Source organism: Streptomyces sp. NPDC017202 (genome assembly GCF_044331705.1).
Lineage (GTDB): Bacteria > Actinomycetota > Actinomycetes > Streptomycetales > Streptomycetaceae > Streptomyces.
On the sequence record NZ_JBIRNP010000017.1, the window covers coordinates 85,758 to 103,439 of the forward strand.

Consider the following 17,682-nt stretch of genomic DNA (forward strand, 5'->3'; position numbering starts at 1 on the left):
CTCATCTCCGGAGGCCGTTGTGACCGATCATCCCCCGACCGTCATCGACCGTACCGGTGCCGACGTCCACGCCGAGCTGGCCGCGCTGCGCCGTCAGGGCCCGGTGGCCCGGATCGAGCTCCCCGGGTCGGTACCGGCCTGGTCGGTGACCGGCTACGAGGCCGCCCTGCGGGTCCTGGGCGACCCGCGGTTCTCCAAGGACCCCCGCAAGCACTGGCCCGCGTTCCGCCGGGGCGAGATCGGCGCGGACTTCCCGCTGATCGGGTGGGTGCTGATGGACAACCTGACGACGGCGTACGGCAACGACCACAGCCGGCTGCGGCGGCTGACGGCCAAGGCGTTCACGCCGCGCCGGGTGGAGTCCATGCGCCCGATGATCGAGCGGGCGACGGCGGAGCTGCTGGACGAGCTGGCCGGCACGGCGCCCGGTGAGCCCGTGAACCTGAAGCGGCGGTTCGCCCATCCGCTGCCCGCCCGGGTCATCTCCGACCTCTTCGGCGTCCCCGAACAGGAGCGCGCCGAACTGCTGCGCGGCGGTGAGGTGAACGTCGACACGACGACCGGCCCCGAGGAGGCGGCGGCGAACGTCGAGCGCTGGCACCGGCAGATGCACGAGTTCGTGGAACGCAAGCGCCGCAGTCCCGGCGACGACCTCACCAGCGACCTGATCGCCGCGCAGGAGGAGGACGGCAGCCGGCTGACCCCGTCCGAACTCGTGGGCACCCTGCACCTGATGCTCGCCACGGGCACCGAGCCGGTGATGAACCTCATCGGCAACGCGGTCCACGCGCTGCTCACCCACCCGGACCAGTACGAGCTGGTGCGCAAGGGGGAGGCCTCCTGGGACGACGTGATCGAGGAGACGCTGCGCGCCGAGGCGCCGGTGGCCCACCTGCCGTTCCGGTTCGCCACGGAGGACGTGGAGATCGGCGGCGTGACGATACGTCAGGGCGATCCGGTACTGGTCGCGTTCGCCGCCGTCGGCCGCGATCCCTCGGTCCACGGAGCCGGTGCCGACCGGTTCGAGCTGTCCCGTGAGGACAAGACCCACCTCGCCTTCGGGCACGGCATCTACCGCTGCATCGGCATGCCGCTGGCGCGCGCCGAACTCCAGATCGCGCTGCCCGCGCTCTTCCAGCGCTTCCCCGACCTCGAACTGGCCGTCCGTCCCGAGCAGATCAAGCCGCAGAGCACGTTCATCATGAACGGGCTGGAATCGCTGCCGGTGCGCCTGGGACCGCAGGGGGGCCGCGGATGAAGGCCGCCGTCATCGCGGCGCCCAAGGCGCCCTGGGAGATCCGCGAGATCCCCACGCCCGAGCCGGGGCCGGGCGAGGTCCTGGTCAGGGTGCGCGCGTGCGGCGTCTGCCACAACGACGTCTGGACCGCGCAGGGCGTCTTCCCGTTCCCCTCCTTCAGTCCGGCGGTCACCGGTCACGAGGCCGCGGGCGAGATCGTGGCGCTCGGCCCGGGAGTGACCGGCCGGCGGGTCGGCGACCGGGTGGGGACGACCTGGGTGCAGGAGACCTGCGGGCGGTGTGACTACTGTCGCCGCAACCTCCCCCTCACCGGGCAGTCGGGGATGAACTGCGCCGCGTCGGTGATGACCGGGCTCAACACCCAGGGCGGCCACGCCGAGTACCTCGCCGTCAAGGCGGCGAGCACGGTGCTGCTCCCGGAGGGCCTGGACTACACGGCGGCCGCGCCCGTCCTGTGCGCGGGCTACACCTCGTGGAGTGCCCTGCGCGCGGCGCGGCCGCGGCCTCATGAGCGGGTCGCCGTGCTGGGCATCGGCGGGCTCGGGCACCTGGCGGTGCAGTTCTCGCGCGCCTGCGGCTTCGACACGGTGGCCGTCACGGGCTCGCCCGACAAGCACGAGCTGGCCGTGCGGCTCGGGGCCGGCACCGTGGTGGCCGACGGCGCCGAACTGCGCGAGGCGGGCGGCGCGGACGTCATCCTCGTCACCGGCACCTCCTACCGGTCCGCCACGGACGCCCTCCAGGGGCTGCGGCCGGGCGGGCGGATCGTCCTGGCCACGATCGACCCGAACGGCTCGTTCACCATCGCGCCGGGCAGCCCGTTCTGGTCGCTGCGCCAGCAGGTCATCGGCGCCACGCACAACGGCCTGCGGTATCTGACGGAGGCCCTCGACCTGGTCGCGAGCGGCTCGGTCACGCCGCTCGTCGAGGTGTTCCCGAAGGAGGAGGTCTCCGCCGCCGTCGAGCGGACGGCGGCCGGCGACGTCCGGTTCCGGGCGGTCGTGACGTACTGATGCGGTGGCCGGCCCGGGTCGGGCGCGCCCGTTCGGGCGTGTGGTCCACCGCGGGAAAAAATTTCTCGCGCCGATGTAGAGAACGGCGCCTCGGCACCGACGAAGAGGTGAAGAGGCGCGCTCGACGCCTCACGTGAGCAAGGAGCAGCACCATGAAGTACCTGATCATGATGTACCCGAACGCCGAGGTCCTGGACGCCCTGTCGGAGGAGGAGCGCAACGCCGTGTTCCAGGGCCACGGCGAGTTCATGGCGAAGATCAAGGAGACGGGCGAGTTCGTGGGCACCGTGGCCCTGGGCGGCCCGGACGACAGCTCCGTGGTGCGCGTGCGCGGTGGCGTGCCCGCGGTGACCGACGGTCCGTACGCCGAGTCCAAGGAACTCATGGGCGGCTACTACGTCGTCGAGGTCAAGGACCGGGACCGTGCGCACGAGGTCGCCGCGATGATCCCGGACGCCGCGGTCGAGGGCCTGGGGATCGAGGTCCGGCCGATCGTGTTCAGCGAGGACGCGTCGGCGTGACCGCCTGCCCGGGGGCCCTCGTGCCCCCGGGCCCCGCTTCTGCCCCGGAGTCCGCCCGGTCCGCATCGAGAGGACGTACGTTGATGGAAGTTCCCGCGTTGCTTCACGGCAAGGTCGTGGTGGTGTCGGGTGTGGGCTCCGGGCTCGGCAGGACGCTCGCCGTGCGGTGTGCCGAGGCCGGGGCCGACGTGGTGCTCGCGGCGCGCACCTCGTCCTACCTCGACGAGGTGGCCAAGGCCGTGGCGGAGGCCGGGGGCCGCGCGCTGGCGGTTCCGACCGACATCACCGATCCGGTCGCCGCCGAGGCGCTGTGCGCCGAGGCGCTCGGGACGTTCGGCCGGGTCGACACCCTGATCAACAACGCGCTCGTGGAACCGCCGCACACGGAGCTCGCGGACACCTCGTTGGACGACATCCGCCTCGGCATGGAGGTGGACGTCTACGCGGCACTGCGGCTGTCCCGGTTGTTCACCCCGGCGCTGCGCGACAGCCACGGCTCGATCGTCATGGTCAACTCGTCGGTCCTGCGGCACTCCAAGCGTGCCTGCGGGGCCTACAAGATCGCCAAGTCCGCGTTGCTCGCGCTCGCCCAGAGCCTGGCCACCGAGCTGGGCCCGCAGGGCATCCGGGTCAACAGCGTGGCGCCGGGCCCGATGTGGACCGACAAGGTGAAGGGCTTCGTCGGGGAGCTCGCCGCCGCGCGCGGCATGTCCCTGCGGGAGGGCTACGACGAGGTGGCCGCCGACATGGATCTGCGCCGTCTGCAGAGTCCCGAGGAGACCGCCGACGCGGTGGTCTTCCTGGCCTCGGACATGGCGCGCGCCGTCACGGGTCACTGCCTCGACGTCAACTGCGGCGAATACCACCACTGACTCGGCCGTCCTCCTGGCTCCCGCCGGTTCACAGCGGCATCGCCCGGCCGGCCTGGGGTACTGTGTCGGCACCGGCTGCCGGGCGATCGGCAGTGCCGCGAGCCGCACGACGGGGGATGGTCCGAGTTCGCATGACTGCCGTATCCCTTCTCCGCTCGGCGCTCCCGGCTCGTCGCCGGGGAACCCGGTGAACCGCGACACCGAGGTCGGCGCGCCGCTGCGGGAGTTGATCCCCCAGGTGGTGGGCACCCTGGTCCGCCGCTACGGCCGGTTCGAGGAGTGCGAGGACGCCGCCCAGGACGCGTTGCTCGACGCGATCGTGCAATGGCGCAAGGACGGTGTGCCCGACAACGCGCTGGGCTGGCTCACGACGGTCGCCCACCGCAGGCTCGCCGACCGTGCCCGCAGCGACATCGCCCGCCGGCGCCGGGAGGCGACCGTGGCGGCCATGGTGCGGGCGGACGAGCCGGTGGAGTCGGGGCCCGCCGAACTCCACCCCTCGGACCAGGACGACTCGCTCATCCTGCTCTTCCTGTGCTGTCACCCGAGTCTGTCCCCGTCGTCCCAGCTGGCGCTGACCCTGCGGGCGTGCGGGGGCCTGACCACGAGCCAGATAGCCCGCGCCTTCCTGGTGCCCGAGGCGACGATGGCGCAGCGCATCAGCCGCGCCAAGCAGCGCATCAGGGCGGCGGGCGCGGAGTTCGAACTGCCGCCGCCGAAGGACCGGCCACAGCGGCTCGGCGTGGTCCTGCACGTGCTCTACCTGATCTTCAACGAGGGGTACACCAGCACCTCCGGCGCCGATCTGCACCAGGTCGAGCTGACACGCGAGGCGATCCGGCTGACCCGGGCGCTGCGCCGCACGCTGCCCGACAGCCCGGAGGTGACGGGCCTGCTCGCGCTGATGCTGCTGACCGACGCCCGGCGGCCCGCGCGTACCGACGACGACGGGAACCTCGTCCCGCTCACCGAGCAGGACCGCGCCCGCTGGGACGCGGCCGCCCTCAAGGAGGGCATCGCCCTCACCGCCGAGGCGCTCGCCGGCGGGCCGATGGGCACCTACCAGTTGCAGGCCGCGATCGCCGCGGTGCACGCCGAGGCGCCGAGTGCCGAGGAGACGGACTGGCGCCAGATCGTCATCCTGTACCGCCTTCTCGAGCAGGTGTCCCCCAATCCCATGGTCACCCTGAATCACGCCGTCGCGGCGGCCATGGCCCACGGTCCGCAGGCCGGTCTCGACCTGCTGCGTCCGCTCGCCGAGGACGACCGGGTGGCCGACCATCATCGGCTCCACGCCGTGCGCGGCCACCTGCTGGAGGTGGCCGGCGACCACCGCGCGGCCCGCGAGAGCTACCGGGAGGCGGCGCGGCGCACGGCCAGCCTCCCGGAGAGGCGCTTCCTGGAGTCCCGGGCGGACCGCCTGGGCAAGCCGGACGGCTGACATGCCGCGCCGCGCGGACCTCCCGGCAAAAAAAGTTCCGTGATCCGGCGCAAGATTCCGCTCTCCGCTCCGACGACGTCGTGAACGACACTCTGACGAGCGAGAGGACGAACACGACATGACCGTCACTGCGGCGGCAACAAGCCCCACACAAACCGGAGCACGGCCCTGGTGGGCGCTCGCGGTCCTCGCGCTGCCGACGCTGCTGGTCGCGCTCGACGCGAACGTTCTGCTCCTGGCGCTGCCCGAGCTGACCGCCGACCTGGGCGCGAGCAACGTCCAGCAGCTGTGGATCACCGACGCCTACGGCTTCATGGTGGCCGGTCTGGTGATCACCATGGGCACGCTCGGCGACCGGATCGGACGCCGTCGGCTCCTCATGATCGGCATGGCGGTGTTCGCGCTGGCCTCGCTCGCCTGCGCGTGGGCGACCAGCCCCGTCATGCTGATCGTGGCGCGCGGCGTGCAGGGCATGGCGGGCGCCACGCTGATGCCGTCCACTCTCGCCCTGATCACCAACATCTTCCGCGACGACAGGCAGCGTGGGAAGGCCATCTCGATCTGGGCCACCTGCACCTTCACGGGAGCCGCCGTCGGGCCCGTGCTCGGCGGCGTGGTGCTCGTCCCGTTCTGGTGGGGCGCGGTGTTCCTGCTGTCCGTCCCGGTCGCGGCGGTGGTGCTGATCGCCGGACCCGTGCTGCTGCCGGAGTTCCGTCCCGAGCAGGCGCGGCGCCTGGACATCACCAGCGTCGTGCTCTCCCTGCTCGGGATCCTGCCGCTGGTGTACGCGATCAAGGTGTTCTCGCTGGGCAGCGGCAGCACGCTCGTCGCGGGCGTGGCGCTGATCGCGGGCGGCGTGTTCGGCGCCCTGTTCGTGCGTCGTCAGCTCCGCGGCGACGACCCGCTGCTCGACCTCCGGCTCTTCGCGAACAGCTCGTTCACGCTCATCCTGACAGCGCTGGCGCTCGCCGGGATGGTCCTGGCGGGAACGGCGCTGGTCGTCACCCAGCAGCTGCAGACGGTGCTCGGCTACTCGGCGCTGGCCTCGGCTCTGTGGTTCATGCCGATGGGCCTGTTCATGGCGGTGGGCACCATGTCCACGCCGGCCCTGACCCGCGTGATCACGCCGCGGACGGCGATCATCGGCGGCATGTTCCTCTCCGCGGCCGGCGCGGCGGTGCTGACCGTGGTGAACGACGACCACGGCGCCTGGCTGCCGGTGCTCGGCACCGCGATCATCGGAATGGGGGCAGGTCCGCTGTTCGCGCTCGGCACCGGTCTGGTGGTCAATTCGGTGCCGCCGGAGCGCGCGGGTTCCGCCGCGTCGATGGCGGAGACGGCGAACTACCTCGGCGGTGCGCTCGGGCTGGCGGTCCTCGGCACGATCGGCTCCGCGGTGTACAGCCACCGCGTCGACGACGCCATCCCCGCGGGGATGAGCGAGGCCGCCGCGGACCGGGCGCGGGAGACCGTCGCCGGGGCCTCCGCCGAGGCCTCGCACCTGGGCTCCGACGCCTCGGCCGCGCTGCTGGACTCGGCGCACGCGGCGTTCGTGAGCGGGCTGAACGCGGTCGCCGCCGTCTCCACCGCGGTCTTCGTCCTGCTCGCGGTCCTGGCGGGCGTCTACTTCCAGCGGGCGAGCCGCGCGGCCGGCGAATGACCTGACCCGATGAGCGACGCGGGGCCCGAGGGCTCCGCGTCGGTCTCGGTCGTCGGGGGCCCGGTCCTAGGTCCTGTCGTCAAATTCCCGCCTGCCCCGCGGCGCCATGCACGCACTCTCGCCGCACCGGGCCCTGACCCGAGTACGTCCAGTACGAGGATCAGGGCCCGGCACGCCGAGAGCACGCACCTGACGCCGCAGAGCCCGCCCTCCAGGCGGACGGCAGGAATTTGACGACAGGACCTAGTCCTCGGTCAGGTAGAGCGTGCGTGTCGGGCAGTCGTCGACCGCCTCGCGCGCCTTGTCCAGCCGGTCGCCCGCCACCTGGTCGACCAGGACGACGACGGTGGCGTCGGCCTCGCTCTGGTCGAACAGTTCCGGTGCCGTGAGGAAGCAGCGGCCGGCGCCGATGCAGGTGTCGGGGTTGCTGCGGATCCGCATGCGCTCCCCCTCACCAGGTGACCGGCAGCGCGTGCAGGCCGTAGTTGACGTGTTCCTCCTTGAACCGCAGCTTCTCGACGGGATCGACCAACCGCAGCTCGGGGATGCGCGCGAACAGGGTGGACAGGGCCACCTCCAGCTCCATCCGCATCAGGTGCTGGCCGAGGCACTGGTGCGTGCCGTACCCGAAGGCGAGGCTGCGCTGGTCCCCGCGGTCCAGGTCGAAGGCGTCGGGGTCCGCGAACCGCTCCGGGTCCCGGTTGGCTCCCACGGTCAGACCGATCACGCCCTCGCCGGCCGCGATCCGCACCCCGCCGATCTCGACGTCGGCCAGCGCGACCCGGGAGTTGGCGATCTCCGCGATGGTGAAGTACCGCAGCAGCTCGTCGACGGCCGCCGGCCAGCGCGAGGGGTCGTCGCTCAGCGCCTTGCGCAGGTCCGGGCGGTCCAGGAGCATCATGGCGCCCAGGCCGATGAGGTTGGCGGGTGTCTCGTGGCCGGCCATCAGCAGCATGAACGCCATGGCGACGAGGTCGCGATGGTCGGGGACGCCCGGCTCGCCGCGTCGTACCACCAGCCGCCCGATCACGTCGTCGGTGGGTTCGCGCTCCTTGTCGGTGACCAGCTTGTCCATGTAGCCCATCAGCTCCGCCATGCCCTGGACGCCGGCCTCGGGTGTGGTGGCGTTCATGACGGTGTGCGAGATCCGCAGGAAGAAGTCGCGGTCGGCGAAGGGCACACCGATCAGCTCGCAGATCAGCAGCAGGGGCACCGGGTTGGCGAACGCCTCGATCAGATCGGCGGGACGGGGCCCGTCCAGCAGCCGGTCGATGTACTCGTCGACGATCTCCTGGACCCGGGGCCGCAGCTGTCTGGCGCTGCGCGGGGTGAAGTCGTTGGCCACCGCGCGCCGGGCCAGCGTGTGCTCCGGCGGGTCCATCCCGACCAGCGAGGTGGAGAACTCGGGCGCGGGGACCTGGTGGTCCATCATCACCGGGTAGCCGGGGTGGCGCAGGTCGGAGCTGAAGCGGTTGTCGCCCAGCATCGCCTTGACGTCCTCGTAGCGGGTCGCGGCCCAGGCGAGCCGTCCGCTGGGCAGCTTGACCTTGCCCATGGTCGGGCGTTCACGAAGTTCGCGGTATCCGTCCGGCAGCGTGTACGGGCACGTCCGGCGCATCGGGTAGGCCGGGTGCTCGGTGGTCTCGGGTATGTCGGCGGCGTCGGCCATGGCGGTCTCCGATCACGGTGTGTGTGTGGGGGGGGGTCAGGGCTGGGGCTGAGGCTGGGGCGTCGTTTCCGGCCTGCGGGGGGTGCGTGGTGACGCCGGGCGGCTCCACCGCCGCATGGCCGGCCGTTCCACGGTGTGGCTCAGCACCCAGGCGAGCCCGACGCACAGGGCGTAGAGGCCGATGATGAACACGATGGCGGTCGGGGTGTCGAACGAGGTCCGGGTGTAGGCGTGGGCGTATCCCACCAGGTCGCCGGCGAACGCCGCGTGCACCGCGAACATCACGGTGAGGTGGATGATGTAGAAGGAGAAGGAGAGTTCCCCCAGCCACACCATGAACCGCCCGCCGAGCACCGTGCCCTTGCCGGAGAGGTCCCTGGTGGCCAGCGCGCCGATCAGCAGCGCGGCCGGCAGCGGGTAGAGCGCGGCGATCCCGAAGGGGATGGGCAGGTGGAACAGCAGGAGGAAGACGCCGAGGTTGACCAGGACGGCCGGCATGATCCGGATGCGGGGCCACTGTCCGGTGGCGACGATCCGGGCGAGGAACATGCCGATGACGAAGTCGATCGAGCGGACGGGCGGGAAGAAGTACAGCGCCCACAGCTGCGGCCAGGACCCCGCGGGATAGAACGCGCTCGGCGGGAACCCGGACAGCAGCGGGTAGCTGACCAGCGGGATCAGGATCGCGGTCAGGCCCAGGCCGCCGATCCCGTACCACAGGGCGCGGGTGCTGAGCCGGTTGACCAGCCGCAGCAGCAGGGGGAAGAACGCGTAGCACAGCAGCTCGACCGCGAGCGTCCAGGTGGCGCCGTTGAACTGGTACAGGATCAGGTCCTGTTCGGGCCACCAGTTCTGCACCAGGAAGAGGTTGGCCACCGCGGGGCCCCACCTGATCGTCTCGCCCGCGGCGGCGAACTGGCTCAGTGCGATGACGGCGATCAGCAGGTGGCCGGGGCCTATGCGCATCAGCCTGCGCCGCCAGAAGCCCACCGCGCTCTGTCCCGGTTTGGCCGACCAGGTGAGCACGAATCCGCTGAGGACGAAGAAGAACGAGACCGCGAGGAACCCGATACGTCCCTCACCCGTCAGGGTGTTGAGGACGGAGGAGGCGTCCTGGTCGGTGAAGGCCCCGAGGACGAGGGCGTGACTCACGAAGACGAAGATCACGGCGATGGCCCGCAGGCCCTCCAGCGAGCGCAGTGTTCTCGGTGGGGCCGCTGACGGCGAACTCATGTGCAACCTCTTTCTCCAGGTCGTGGACGGCTGGGCGACACGGTTCGGTCTCCCGGCGGGGCGCGCGCCGCCACGCGGTCGCGCGCCCGGCCGGTCACATCTCGATGCCGGACGGCAGCATGATCGGCCGCACCTCGATGCCCAGCCCCGCCATGCGGGCCTCGGGGAGGAGGGCGGCCAGCTCGTGAGCCCGCTCGGCGGTTTCGCAGTCGATCAGGTAGAAGCCGGAGAACTGGACCGGATGGGCCAGAAGCGGACCGCGGGAGACCGACACGGCACCGTCGGCCACACGGACGACGGTGCTCTGGGACACGTGGGCCAGGGTGTGTCCGGCGACCAGCTCGCCCTCCTCCGCGACGCTCTTGTGGAAGGCGCGGTGTCGCTGCACGAACTCCTCGCGGGCGTAGTCCGTGAGGACGTTCCATGCGGCGGGGTCCATGTGCAGCATCAGCATGTACTTCACACCTGCGCTCCTGACGTCACGGACGCCCCCTACAGACGTCACTCGTCCGTAGGTCGGTGCCGATGGCCGGGATTCGACATCGTGGGAGCCCCGAGTTGATCCCTTTTCTCAGTAGCGGGCCGAGGCGCCCGGAGGGACGTCGTGGCGGAAGACGCCGGAGGGGTCGATCCGGCGGCGGACGTCGTCCACACGGGCGACCGCGTCGGGCGTGAGGTGCCGCTGGGGCTGGTCGAGCCGCTCGACCAGGGTGGGCGCGGTCCACCCGGTGTCCCAGGGGGCCAGGGCCGAGCGGACCTTGGCGCAGTGGGCCTCGATCGCGGCCCGTGCGGCCGGATCGGTCACCAGGCCGCCGGCCGTGAAGGCGAACGCCGCGTCGAGGCGGCTGAGGGCACCGCCGTTCGGCTCGTGCGCCGCGAAGGCGCCGCCGAGCTGCCGCAGTTCGGCGTTGACCAGGGGCGACCTCGATCCTTCGCCGAGCAGCCGGAGGAAGGTGTCGACGCCGTCCCCGTCGAGCGGGGAGAGCAGCAGGTGGTCGCCCACCACGGGCACGGGGTCGGGCGGGTCCATGTGTGCCTGGACCACGGCCTGCGGCGCGGCGGCGCCCCAGGTGTCCAGCAGCGGCTGGGCGACGGCTCGCAGCGGTCCGAGCAGGTCCTCGGCCCGCTGCCGCGCGCTTCCCGCGTCGTGGTCGGTGGGGGCGAGGACGGTGCCGGTCAGGCACACCACCGCTCCCCCGGTCAGCTCGGGCGGGATCCCGGGCACGTCCGGCAGGTTCATCACCCGCAGCGCCGTGGTGACGGTCGAGGGGGCGTCGCGGGTCCAGCGGATCCATCGGGTGAACAGCTTCGGAGCGTGCGCCGCCGGCCAGAACGCCGCACCGGTGATCACCTGGGCCGCGGGGAACAGGCCGATCTCGACCGCGGTGACCACGCCGAAGCCGCCCCCGCCGCCGCGCAGCGCCCAGAACAGCTCCGGGTCGGACGTGGTGTCGACGCGCCGCACCGCGCCGTCCGCGGTGACGAGTTCGACGGCCCGGACGGTGTTGGCGCCCAGTCCGGTGTGCCGTCCGTACACGCCGATGCCGCCGCGCAGCAGGTAGCCGACCACGCCGACGGTCGCCGACGTCCCGTGCGCGGCGGCCAGTCCGTGCGCGGCGGCCGCCTCGACGACAGCGCCCCAGCGCGTCCCGGCCGGGACGCGGGCGGTTCGGGCCCCGGCGTCGATCTCGACCGGCCCCGCCGGCTCGGTGCGGATCAGCAGCGAGTCGCGCATCGGGCGGGCCGAGGAGGAGGCGTGGCCGCTGGTGAGCGGCCGCGCCCACAGCCGTTCGGACACCGCGTGGCGCACGGCGGCCCGCGCCTCCTCGGCGGTGCGGACGGTGACCGCCGCGGCGGGGCGGACCGGGGCGGCCAGGTTGAACACGGCGGTCGCCGCGGCGAACGGCGCCTCCCCGGGGCGCGCGATCGTCAGGGCCGGCGGCTCGGTCCGGGTCATGCGAGGGTTCCTTTCGTGGAGGGCTAGGCGATGCCGAACCGGGCGCGGGCCAGGTCCCGTGTGGTCACGGACCGCAGGAGGACGCCGACTCCGGCATGGCTGTGGAGCGTGGACAGGTCGCGCCAGACCCGCTCGACGCGCTCGCCCTGGCGGACCGCGCTGGAACCGGCCGTGGGGAACAGCTGGCCCTCCACGGCACGCCAGCACATCCGGATCACCTCGCGGCACACGGTGGCCAGGCGCAGGTCCTGCTCCCGGCTGAAGGCGCCCGGGCCGGCGGCGCACAGGTCGTGCCACTGCTGGACCGCCTGCCGGACGGCGGCTTCGGCGGTCGCGACGAGCCCGGCCGCCTCTCCGTACCAGAGCTGGTAGTCGGGGTTCTCGGCCCGGGTCGTGACCGGCGGGAACAGGGTGGTCCGCGCGCGCATCAGCTCCTCGTAGGCGTCGAGGGCGCCCTGGGCCATGCCGACCGCGAGCGAGGCGACCTCCAGCAGCATGAAGCTGAGGGGGCCGCCGCCGTACTCCGGGTTGCCGTGCAGGCGGCTGCCCGGCGTGCCGTGGGTGGTGTCGACCTCGCTCATGTGCGTTGCGGGCAGGGTGAAGTGCGCGGGGATCCTGCCGTTGTCGATGACGATGCTGTGTGATCCGCTGCCCTTGAGGCCGAGCTGGCCGCCCCAGTCGTCGAGCCGGCGGAACGCGCTGCGGGGGGCGGCGAACAGCATCGGTGCCGGCGGTTCCCCGTCGTCGCCGGCGACCAGGACATGGCCGAGGAAGTGGGTCGCGTACGGCGCTCCCGAGCAGTACTTCCAGGTCCCGTCGATCTCCCAGTCCCCGTCCGGCAGCCGCCGTGCCGTGCCGCTCGGCACGATGGTCGCCGGGCAGATGAAGTCACCCCCGCGGAAGAGTTCGGCCTGCGCCCGCTCGCCGAACAGCGAGGCGACCGGGAGCGCGTGGGTCGCGCCGAGGCAGAACATCCACGCGGTCGAGGGGCAGCCGCGGGCGAGTGCGGTCGACACCCGCAGGAAGGTGTCGATGCCGAACTCGTAGCCGCCGTAGCGCCGAGGGACCAGGATGCGGTAGAAGCCCGCGTCGGCGAACGCCTCATGGGTGTCCTGGGCGTAGTAGGTGCGCTGCTCGGTCTCGGCCTGGCGGGCCACGAGCGTCGGCGCGATCGCCTCCGCCCTGGCGATGATCTCGGCGGGGGTCACGTCGGGTTCGGGCGGGGAGGGCGGTTCGGATGCGCGAATCGTGGCGGCCGTCATTCCAGCGCAGCTCCTTAGCCGTTCTTCCAGGGGCGGATGGGCTGGCAGCCACGGTCACATGCGGCAAGGGGACGGCACATCTTTCGGATTGCCAGCATGCCGGAAGAACCCCGGTGAAAAGCCGGCGGCTAGGGTTCCCCGCACGGTTGGGCCGATCCCGATGGGAGGACGAAACCCCCATGAGCCCTGACATGGAGCCACAGGCCGGCGAATCCGTCGGCCGGATTCCGCTCTCCTACAACCAGGAGTTCCTTTACGGATTCGACAGGGGTGACGACGAGGGGCCGTTCGGCCCGCGGTTCCACATCGTCCATGGCTGGTGGCTGCGCGGAAAGGTGCACGTCGACACCCTGCAGCAGGCGCTGGACGATGTCGTGGCACGTCACGAGGCGCTGCGCACCGTCGTCGTCCGGGGCGCCGAGGAGTGGTACCAGCAGGTCCGCCCGCCGATGCGGGGGCGGCTGGAGGTGCGCGAGGCGGCCGGCCTCGACGCGGACGCCCGGGAGCGGGCCGCGCAGCGGCTGCTGACCGAGGTCGAGTCCGGCACCATCGACGCGCGTGAACTTCCCCTGTTCAAGGCGACGTTGCTGCGTTTCGACGAGGAGAGCGCGGTTCTGGCGCTCATCGTGCACCACAGTGCGGCCGACGGCTGGTCGGTCCGGCGGATGATCCGCGACCTGGCGCTCCGCTACGCCGCGCGGCGCGGGAGCGCCGTGCCCGAACCGCCGCCCGCGCTCCCCTACCGGGAGTTCGTGACCTGGCAGCGCGCGTTCTCCGAGAGCGGGGCGGCGCAGCGGTCGCGGGACTTCTGGCGGGACAGGCTCGCGGGTGCCCGCGTCATGTCCGTGCCCACGGACCGGCCGAAGTCGTCCGGTCTGCCGGAGTCCACGGCGGTGTACCGCTTCACGATCGACGCCCCCCTGGTGTCACGGGTGCTGGAGATGGCGAGGTCGTTGCGCAGTACGCCCTTCATGGTGCTGCTGGGTGCCTTCTGTCTCCTGGTCCAGCGGGCCGGCGGCGGTACCGACGTGGTGGTGCCGACGTTCTCACCGGGGCGCGAGCGGGAGGAGTTCCAGCACACGGTCGGGCCGTTCCTCAACCTGCTGCCGCTCCGTACCGAGCTGGCCGGGTGCCGGGACTTCCGCGAGGTGGTGGCCCGGGTCCGGGCCAGTTGTCTGGAGGCGTACTCGCACGACATCCCGTTCGTGCAGATTCTGGCGGAGGCGCCGGAGTTGATGGAGCCGGTCATGGAGGACGACCGCGCCGCCTGTGTCTTCCAGGTGTTCCCGTTCCCCTTCGTGCTGGACGGGGAGGGTATCGGCGACGTCGAGTACACCGAGATACGGCGCCGGCTGGACTCCCAGCCGGTGTGCTCGGACGTGCCGAACGGCGCGTTGTGGACGCTCAACCTCGATCCGGCGGGCGATGTCGTCGCGGGCATCCAGTACAACAGCAACCTGTACGACGAGAGTTCGGTGGCCGCGATGGTGGACCGGTTCCGGCGTCTCCTGTCGGAGGTGGTCACCGCGCCGGACGCGCCGCTGGATCTGCGCGGTGAGCCGTAGGGTCTTTCGGTGGGATCGGGCCGGACTCCGCGAGCCCGGCCCGATCCCGACGAGAGGCCCTGGGTCGGAGAGGCGGGCGGGGTGCGGGGCCGCCACCGGGTCGCCCCGCACCCCGTCCGGTCAGCCCACCCGGATCGGGCCCTGGGGACGGAGTCCGCGGCAGGCGGCGGTGTAGTCGTCCAGCACCTGCTGGGCCTGGGCGTTGGCCCGGGTCAGCCGGTCGCGCACGTCCACGTCGGTCACCAGGACGTCGTGCATGGCCTGGGTCAGTACGTCCTGGATGCCGGCGAAGTCGCCGAGCACCGCGCCCTGCGCGGCGGGTGAGCCGTCGTTGGCCGCGAGCTGGTCCAGGGCGGTGCGGAAGTGCGGGTTCTCCTTGAACCACCCCTCCTCGTCGAGCAGTCGGATCGCGCCGTCGGTGACCGCGATGAAGCCCGTGTCCCGGTGGCGGTCGGCGGCGGCCCGGGGGGCGTTGAGGAACTGCATGAAGGCCAGCGCCCCGTCGAGCGTGTCCGGGTCCAGGCCGTCCGCCAGCCAGAGGGCGTCACCGCCGATCACGTTGCCCGCGTAGGGCACCTGCTCGTTGTGGGGCATCCGGCAGGCTCGGACGGTGAAGCCGCCGTCGCGGCCGGCTCCGATCATGCGCTCGGCCTCGACCGACGTGGTGAGGGTGAAGGCGACCCGCTGTTCGGCGAAGGCGGCGAAGTTGGCGTCCCAGTCGCTGCGGTCGGCGGTCGGCCTGCCTCGGTAGAGGTACAGCCCGTCCCGGTGGAGCCGTCGCCACCAGTGGAAGTACGCCAGCATCGCGTCCGAGTCGAGTGTCATGGTCTCGGCGCGGCCGGACCGGCCGTTGTCGTGATCGGCGAGCGGCGCGCCCTGCTGGGCCGCCGCCTGCTGGAACAGCCAGCCGTGGTTGGGCCAGTTGACCCCGTGGGCCGGGCCGTCGGGCAGCGCGACGACGGCCCGGCAGGCGGCCTCCAGCTCTGCCCAGGTCCGGGGGACGTCGTCGACACCGGCCCGGGCCAGCAGGTCGGTGTTGGCGTAGAGCAGGGTGGTCGAGGTGAGCGGGGGCATGGCCGCCACCTCGCCGTCGAAGGTGTAGTACCGGCGGGCCGCCGCGGTGACGTCGTCGAGGACCACCGGTTCGCCGAGGATCTCGGTGCGGCCCGCGATCGCCCGCTCCACCGGCGTGAACAGCGCTCCCCCGTCCGGCCGTCGGGCGTCGAGGGCCTCTCGGGTCGAGGTGTAGAAGTACTGCGCGATGGTCGGAGCGGCACCTTCGCGGGCCGCGTCGTGCACGGCCTGGGGCAGCGACAGCCAGTCCTTTCCGGTGACGTGGATCCGGTATTCGGGATGGGCGGAGATGAACTGCTCGGCCAACTCCCGGGTCCGGTCGAGGAAGTACGGCATGAACGGGTAGAGCGGCACCCAGATGTCAATGTCGATGCGGTTCCGCATTCCGGTGTTCTCCTTCGGAGGTCTTGCCGGACGGGCCCTGCCCATGATTTGCACCGGTCCCCGCCGGAGCATCTCCGAGACTGCCGAGTCGGCCGGTCCACGGCGTCCGGGCCGCGCATCTTGGGAGAAGCCCGGCGGGTGTTCGGGGTGCGACGCTCTGAGGTGTTCCTTCGAGGCGGTGGCAACGGGAGGCGTCTGATGACCGAGGGTGGGGACAGCAGTGTCGGGGACGGACGCAAGACCCGCCCGCTGACCGGTGGGGAATATCTCGACAGCCTCCGCGACGACCGCGAGATCTACCTCTACGGGGAACGCGTCAAGGACGTCACGGAGCATCCCGCGTTCCACAATCCGGCCCGGATGGTCGCCCGGCTCTACGACGCCCTGCACGATCCGCGGCAGCGCCCGGTGCTGACGGCGCCCACCGATTCCGGCAGCGACGGTTTCACGCACCGGTTCTTCACCACGCCCCGCAGCAGCGAGGACCTGGTCGGCGCCCAGCAGGCCATCGCGGCCTGGGCCCGGCTGAGTTACGGCTGGATGGGCCGCAGTCCCGACTACAAGGCGTCGTTCCTCGGCACGCTCGGCGCGAACGCGGACTTCTACGAGCCGTTCGCCGACAACGCGCGCCGCTGGTACGCGGAGTCGCAGGAGAAGGTCCTGTACTGGAACCACGCGATCGTGCATCCGCCGGTCGACCGCTCGCTGCCGCCGGACCAGGTGGCCGACGTCTTCGTGCACGCCGAGCGGGAGACGGACGCCGGCCTGGTGGTGTCCGGGGCGAAGGTGGTGGCGACCGGGTCGGCGCTGACGCACTACAACTTCATCGCCCACTACGGTCTGCCGATCAAGGACCGCACCTTCGCGCTGGTCGCCACCGTGCCGATGAACGCCCCCGGCATGAAGCTGATCTGCCGCACGTCCTACACGGCGACGGCGGCGGCGACGGGCAGCCCCTTCGACTATCCGCTGTCCTCGCGGCTGGACGAGAACGACACCATCCTGGTGCTCGACAAGGTGCTCATCCCCTGGGAGAACGTCTTCGTCTACGGGCAGCCGGAGAAGATCCGCATGTTCACCGGCCAGTCGGGCTTCATCGAGCGTTTCACCTTCCACGGCTGCACGCGGCTCGCGGTGAAGCTGGAGTTCATCGCCGGCCTGCTGGCCAAGGCCCTGGAGATCACCGGGACGAGCGACTTCCGGGGTGTGCAGAGCCGTATCGGCGAGGTGCTGGCCTGGCGCAATCTGTTCTGGGGGCTGTCGGACGCCGCCGCCCGCAACCCGGTCGCCTGGCACAACGGGGCGGTGCTGCCCAACCCGCAGTACGGTCTCGCGTACCGCTGGTTCATGCAGGTCGGCTATCCGCGGATCAGGGAGATCGTCCTGCAGGACGTGGCCAGCGGATTGATCTACGTCAACTCCAGCTCCCGGGATTTCGCCAATCCGGAGATCCGGCCCTATCTGGACAAGTACGTCCGCGGTTCTGGCGGCGTCGAGGCGGTCGAGCGCGTCAAGCTGATGAAACTGCTGTGGGACGCCGTCGGCAGCGAGTTCGGCGGGCGCCATGAACTCTACGAGCGCAACTACGCGGGAAACCACGAGAACACTCGGATCGAGTTGCTCTTCTCGCAGCTGGCCAACGGTCAGGTGGATTCCTACAAGGCGCTCGTCGACGAGTGCATGGCGGAGTACGACCTCAGCGGATGGACGGTGCCGGACCTTTCCTCGTTCCCCGACCTGCGGCAATCCGTTCAGGACCTTCTCGACAGCTGA

General features: G+C 71.6%; 15 protein-coding genes. 8 read left to right on the plus strand and 7 right to left on the minus strand.

Annotation, left to right across the window (positions count from 1 at the left end):
* The first annotated feature begins 19 nt into the window (after positions 1-19).
* From ACH4N1_RS26960 to ACH4N1_RS26985, 6 genes are all read left to right on the plus strand, one after another.
* Entirely contained in the window at positions 20-1,258 is a 1,239-nt protein-coding gene (locus ACH4N1_RS26960; protein ID WP_398100871.1) for a cytochrome P450, read from the plus strand.
* The gene (locus ACH4N1_RS26965) at positions 1,255-2,271 is read left to right on the plus strand and encodes an alcohol dehydrogenase catalytic domain-containing protein (RefSeq protein ID WP_398100873.1); all 1,017 of its coding nucleotides are present in this window, start codon (positions 1,255-1,257) and stop codon (positions 2,269-2,271) included. Before ACH4N1_RS26960 ends, ACH4N1_RS26965 begins: the two co-directional genes overlap by 4 nt.
* 152 nt (positions 2,272-2,423) lie before the next feature.
* On the plus strand, positions 2,424-2,792 hold the full coding sequence (locus tag ACH4N1_RS26970; RefSeq protein WP_398100875.1) for a YciI family protein: 369 nt from the start codon (positions 2,424-2,426) through the stop codon (positions 2,790-2,792).
* Positions 2,793-2,875: 83 nt separating this feature from the next.
* Positions 2,876-3,664 carry an SDR family oxidoreductase gene (locus ACH4N1_RS26975; protein ID WP_398100877.1) on the plus strand — a complete coding sequence of 263 codons (789 nt, stop codon included), beginning with the start codon at positions 2,876-2,878 and terminating at the stop codon, positions 3,662-3,664.
* A gap of 187 nt (positions 3,665-3,851) precedes the next feature.
* Positions 3,852-5,105: an RNA polymerase sigma factor gene (locus tag ACH4N1_RS26980; protein WP_398100879.1), complete on the plus strand. Its 1,254-nt coding sequence runs from the start codon at positions 3,852-3,854 to the stop codon at positions 5,103-5,105.
* Positions 5,106-5,223: 118 nt separating this feature from the next.
* A complete protein-coding gene (locus tag ACH4N1_RS26985) occupies positions 5,224-6,765 on the plus strand; it encodes an MFS transporter (protein ID WP_398100881.1) in 1,542 nt (513 codons plus the stop codon).
* Positions 6,766-7,008: 243 nt separating this feature from the next.
* Here ACH4N1_RS26985 and ACH4N1_RS26990 read toward each other — a convergent pair whose 3' ends face one another.
* The 6 genes from ACH4N1_RS26990 to ACH4N1_RS27015 all read right to left on the minus strand — a co-directional run bounded on the left by ACH4N1_RS26990 (position 7,009) and on the right by ACH4N1_RS27015 (position 12,886).
* Complete coding sequence (locus ACH4N1_RS26990) at positions 7,009-7,206, minus strand: ferredoxin (RefSeq protein WP_398100883.1); 198 nt, start codon at positions 7,204-7,206, stop codon at positions 7,009-7,011.
* 10 nt (positions 7,207-7,216) lie between these two features.
* Positions 7,217-8,434 carry a cytochrome P450 gene (locus ACH4N1_RS26995; RefSeq protein ID WP_398100885.1) on the minus strand — a complete coding sequence of 406 codons (1,218 nt, stop codon included), beginning with the start codon at positions 8,432-8,434 and terminating at the stop codon, positions 7,217-7,219.
* Between the two features lie 36 nt (positions 8,435-8,470).
* Positions 8,471-9,667: an acyltransferase family protein gene (locus ACH4N1_RS27000; RefSeq protein ID WP_398100887.1), complete on the minus strand. Its 1,197-nt coding sequence runs from the start codon at positions 9,665-9,667 to the stop codon at positions 8,471-8,473.
* Between the two features lie 94 nt (positions 9,668-9,761).
* On the minus strand, positions 9,762-10,121 hold the full coding sequence (locus ACH4N1_RS27005) for a YciI family protein (RefSeq protein WP_398100964.1): 360 nt from the start codon (positions 10,119-10,121) through the stop codon (positions 9,762-9,764).
* A gap of 117 nt (positions 10,122-10,238) precedes the next feature.
* Entirely contained in the window at positions 10,239-11,624 is a 1,386-nt protein-coding gene (locus ACH4N1_RS27010) for an FAD-binding oxidoreductase (protein ID WP_398100889.1), read from the minus strand.
* A 23-nt stretch (positions 11,625-11,647) separates the two neighbouring features.
* Positions 11,648-12,886 (minus strand): acyl-CoA dehydrogenase family protein, encoded by a 1,239-nt coding sequence (locus ACH4N1_RS27015; RefSeq protein WP_398100891.1) that lies wholly within the window; start codon positions 12,884-12,886, stop codon positions 11,648-11,650.
* A 179-nt stretch (positions 12,887-13,065) separates the two neighbouring features.
* On the opposite strand from ACH4N1_RS27015, the gene ACH4N1_RS27020 reads away from it, so the two are divergent.
* The gene (locus tag ACH4N1_RS27020) at positions 13,066-14,451 is read left to right on the plus strand and encodes a condensation domain-containing protein (protein ID WP_398100893.1); all 1,386 of its coding nucleotides are present in this window, start codon (positions 13,066-13,068) and stop codon (positions 14,449-14,451) included.
* Positions 14,452-14,571: 120 nt separating this feature from the next.
* On the opposite strand, the gene ACH4N1_RS27025 is transcribed toward ACH4N1_RS27020, so the two are convergent.
* On the minus strand, positions 14,572-15,909 hold the full coding sequence (locus tag ACH4N1_RS27025) for an extracellular solute-binding protein (protein ID WP_398100895.1): 1,338 nt from the start codon (positions 15,907-15,909) through the stop codon (positions 14,572-14,574).
* 198 nt (positions 15,910-16,107) lie between these two features.
* On the opposite strand from ACH4N1_RS27025, the gene ACH4N1_RS27030 reads away from it, so the two are divergent.
* Positions 16,108-17,682 carry a 4-hydroxyphenylacetate 3-hydroxylase family protein gene (locus ACH4N1_RS27030; RefSeq protein ID WP_398100897.1) on the plus strand — a complete coding sequence of 525 codons (1,575 nt, stop codon included), beginning with the start codon at positions 16,108-16,110 and terminating at the stop codon, positions 17,680-17,682.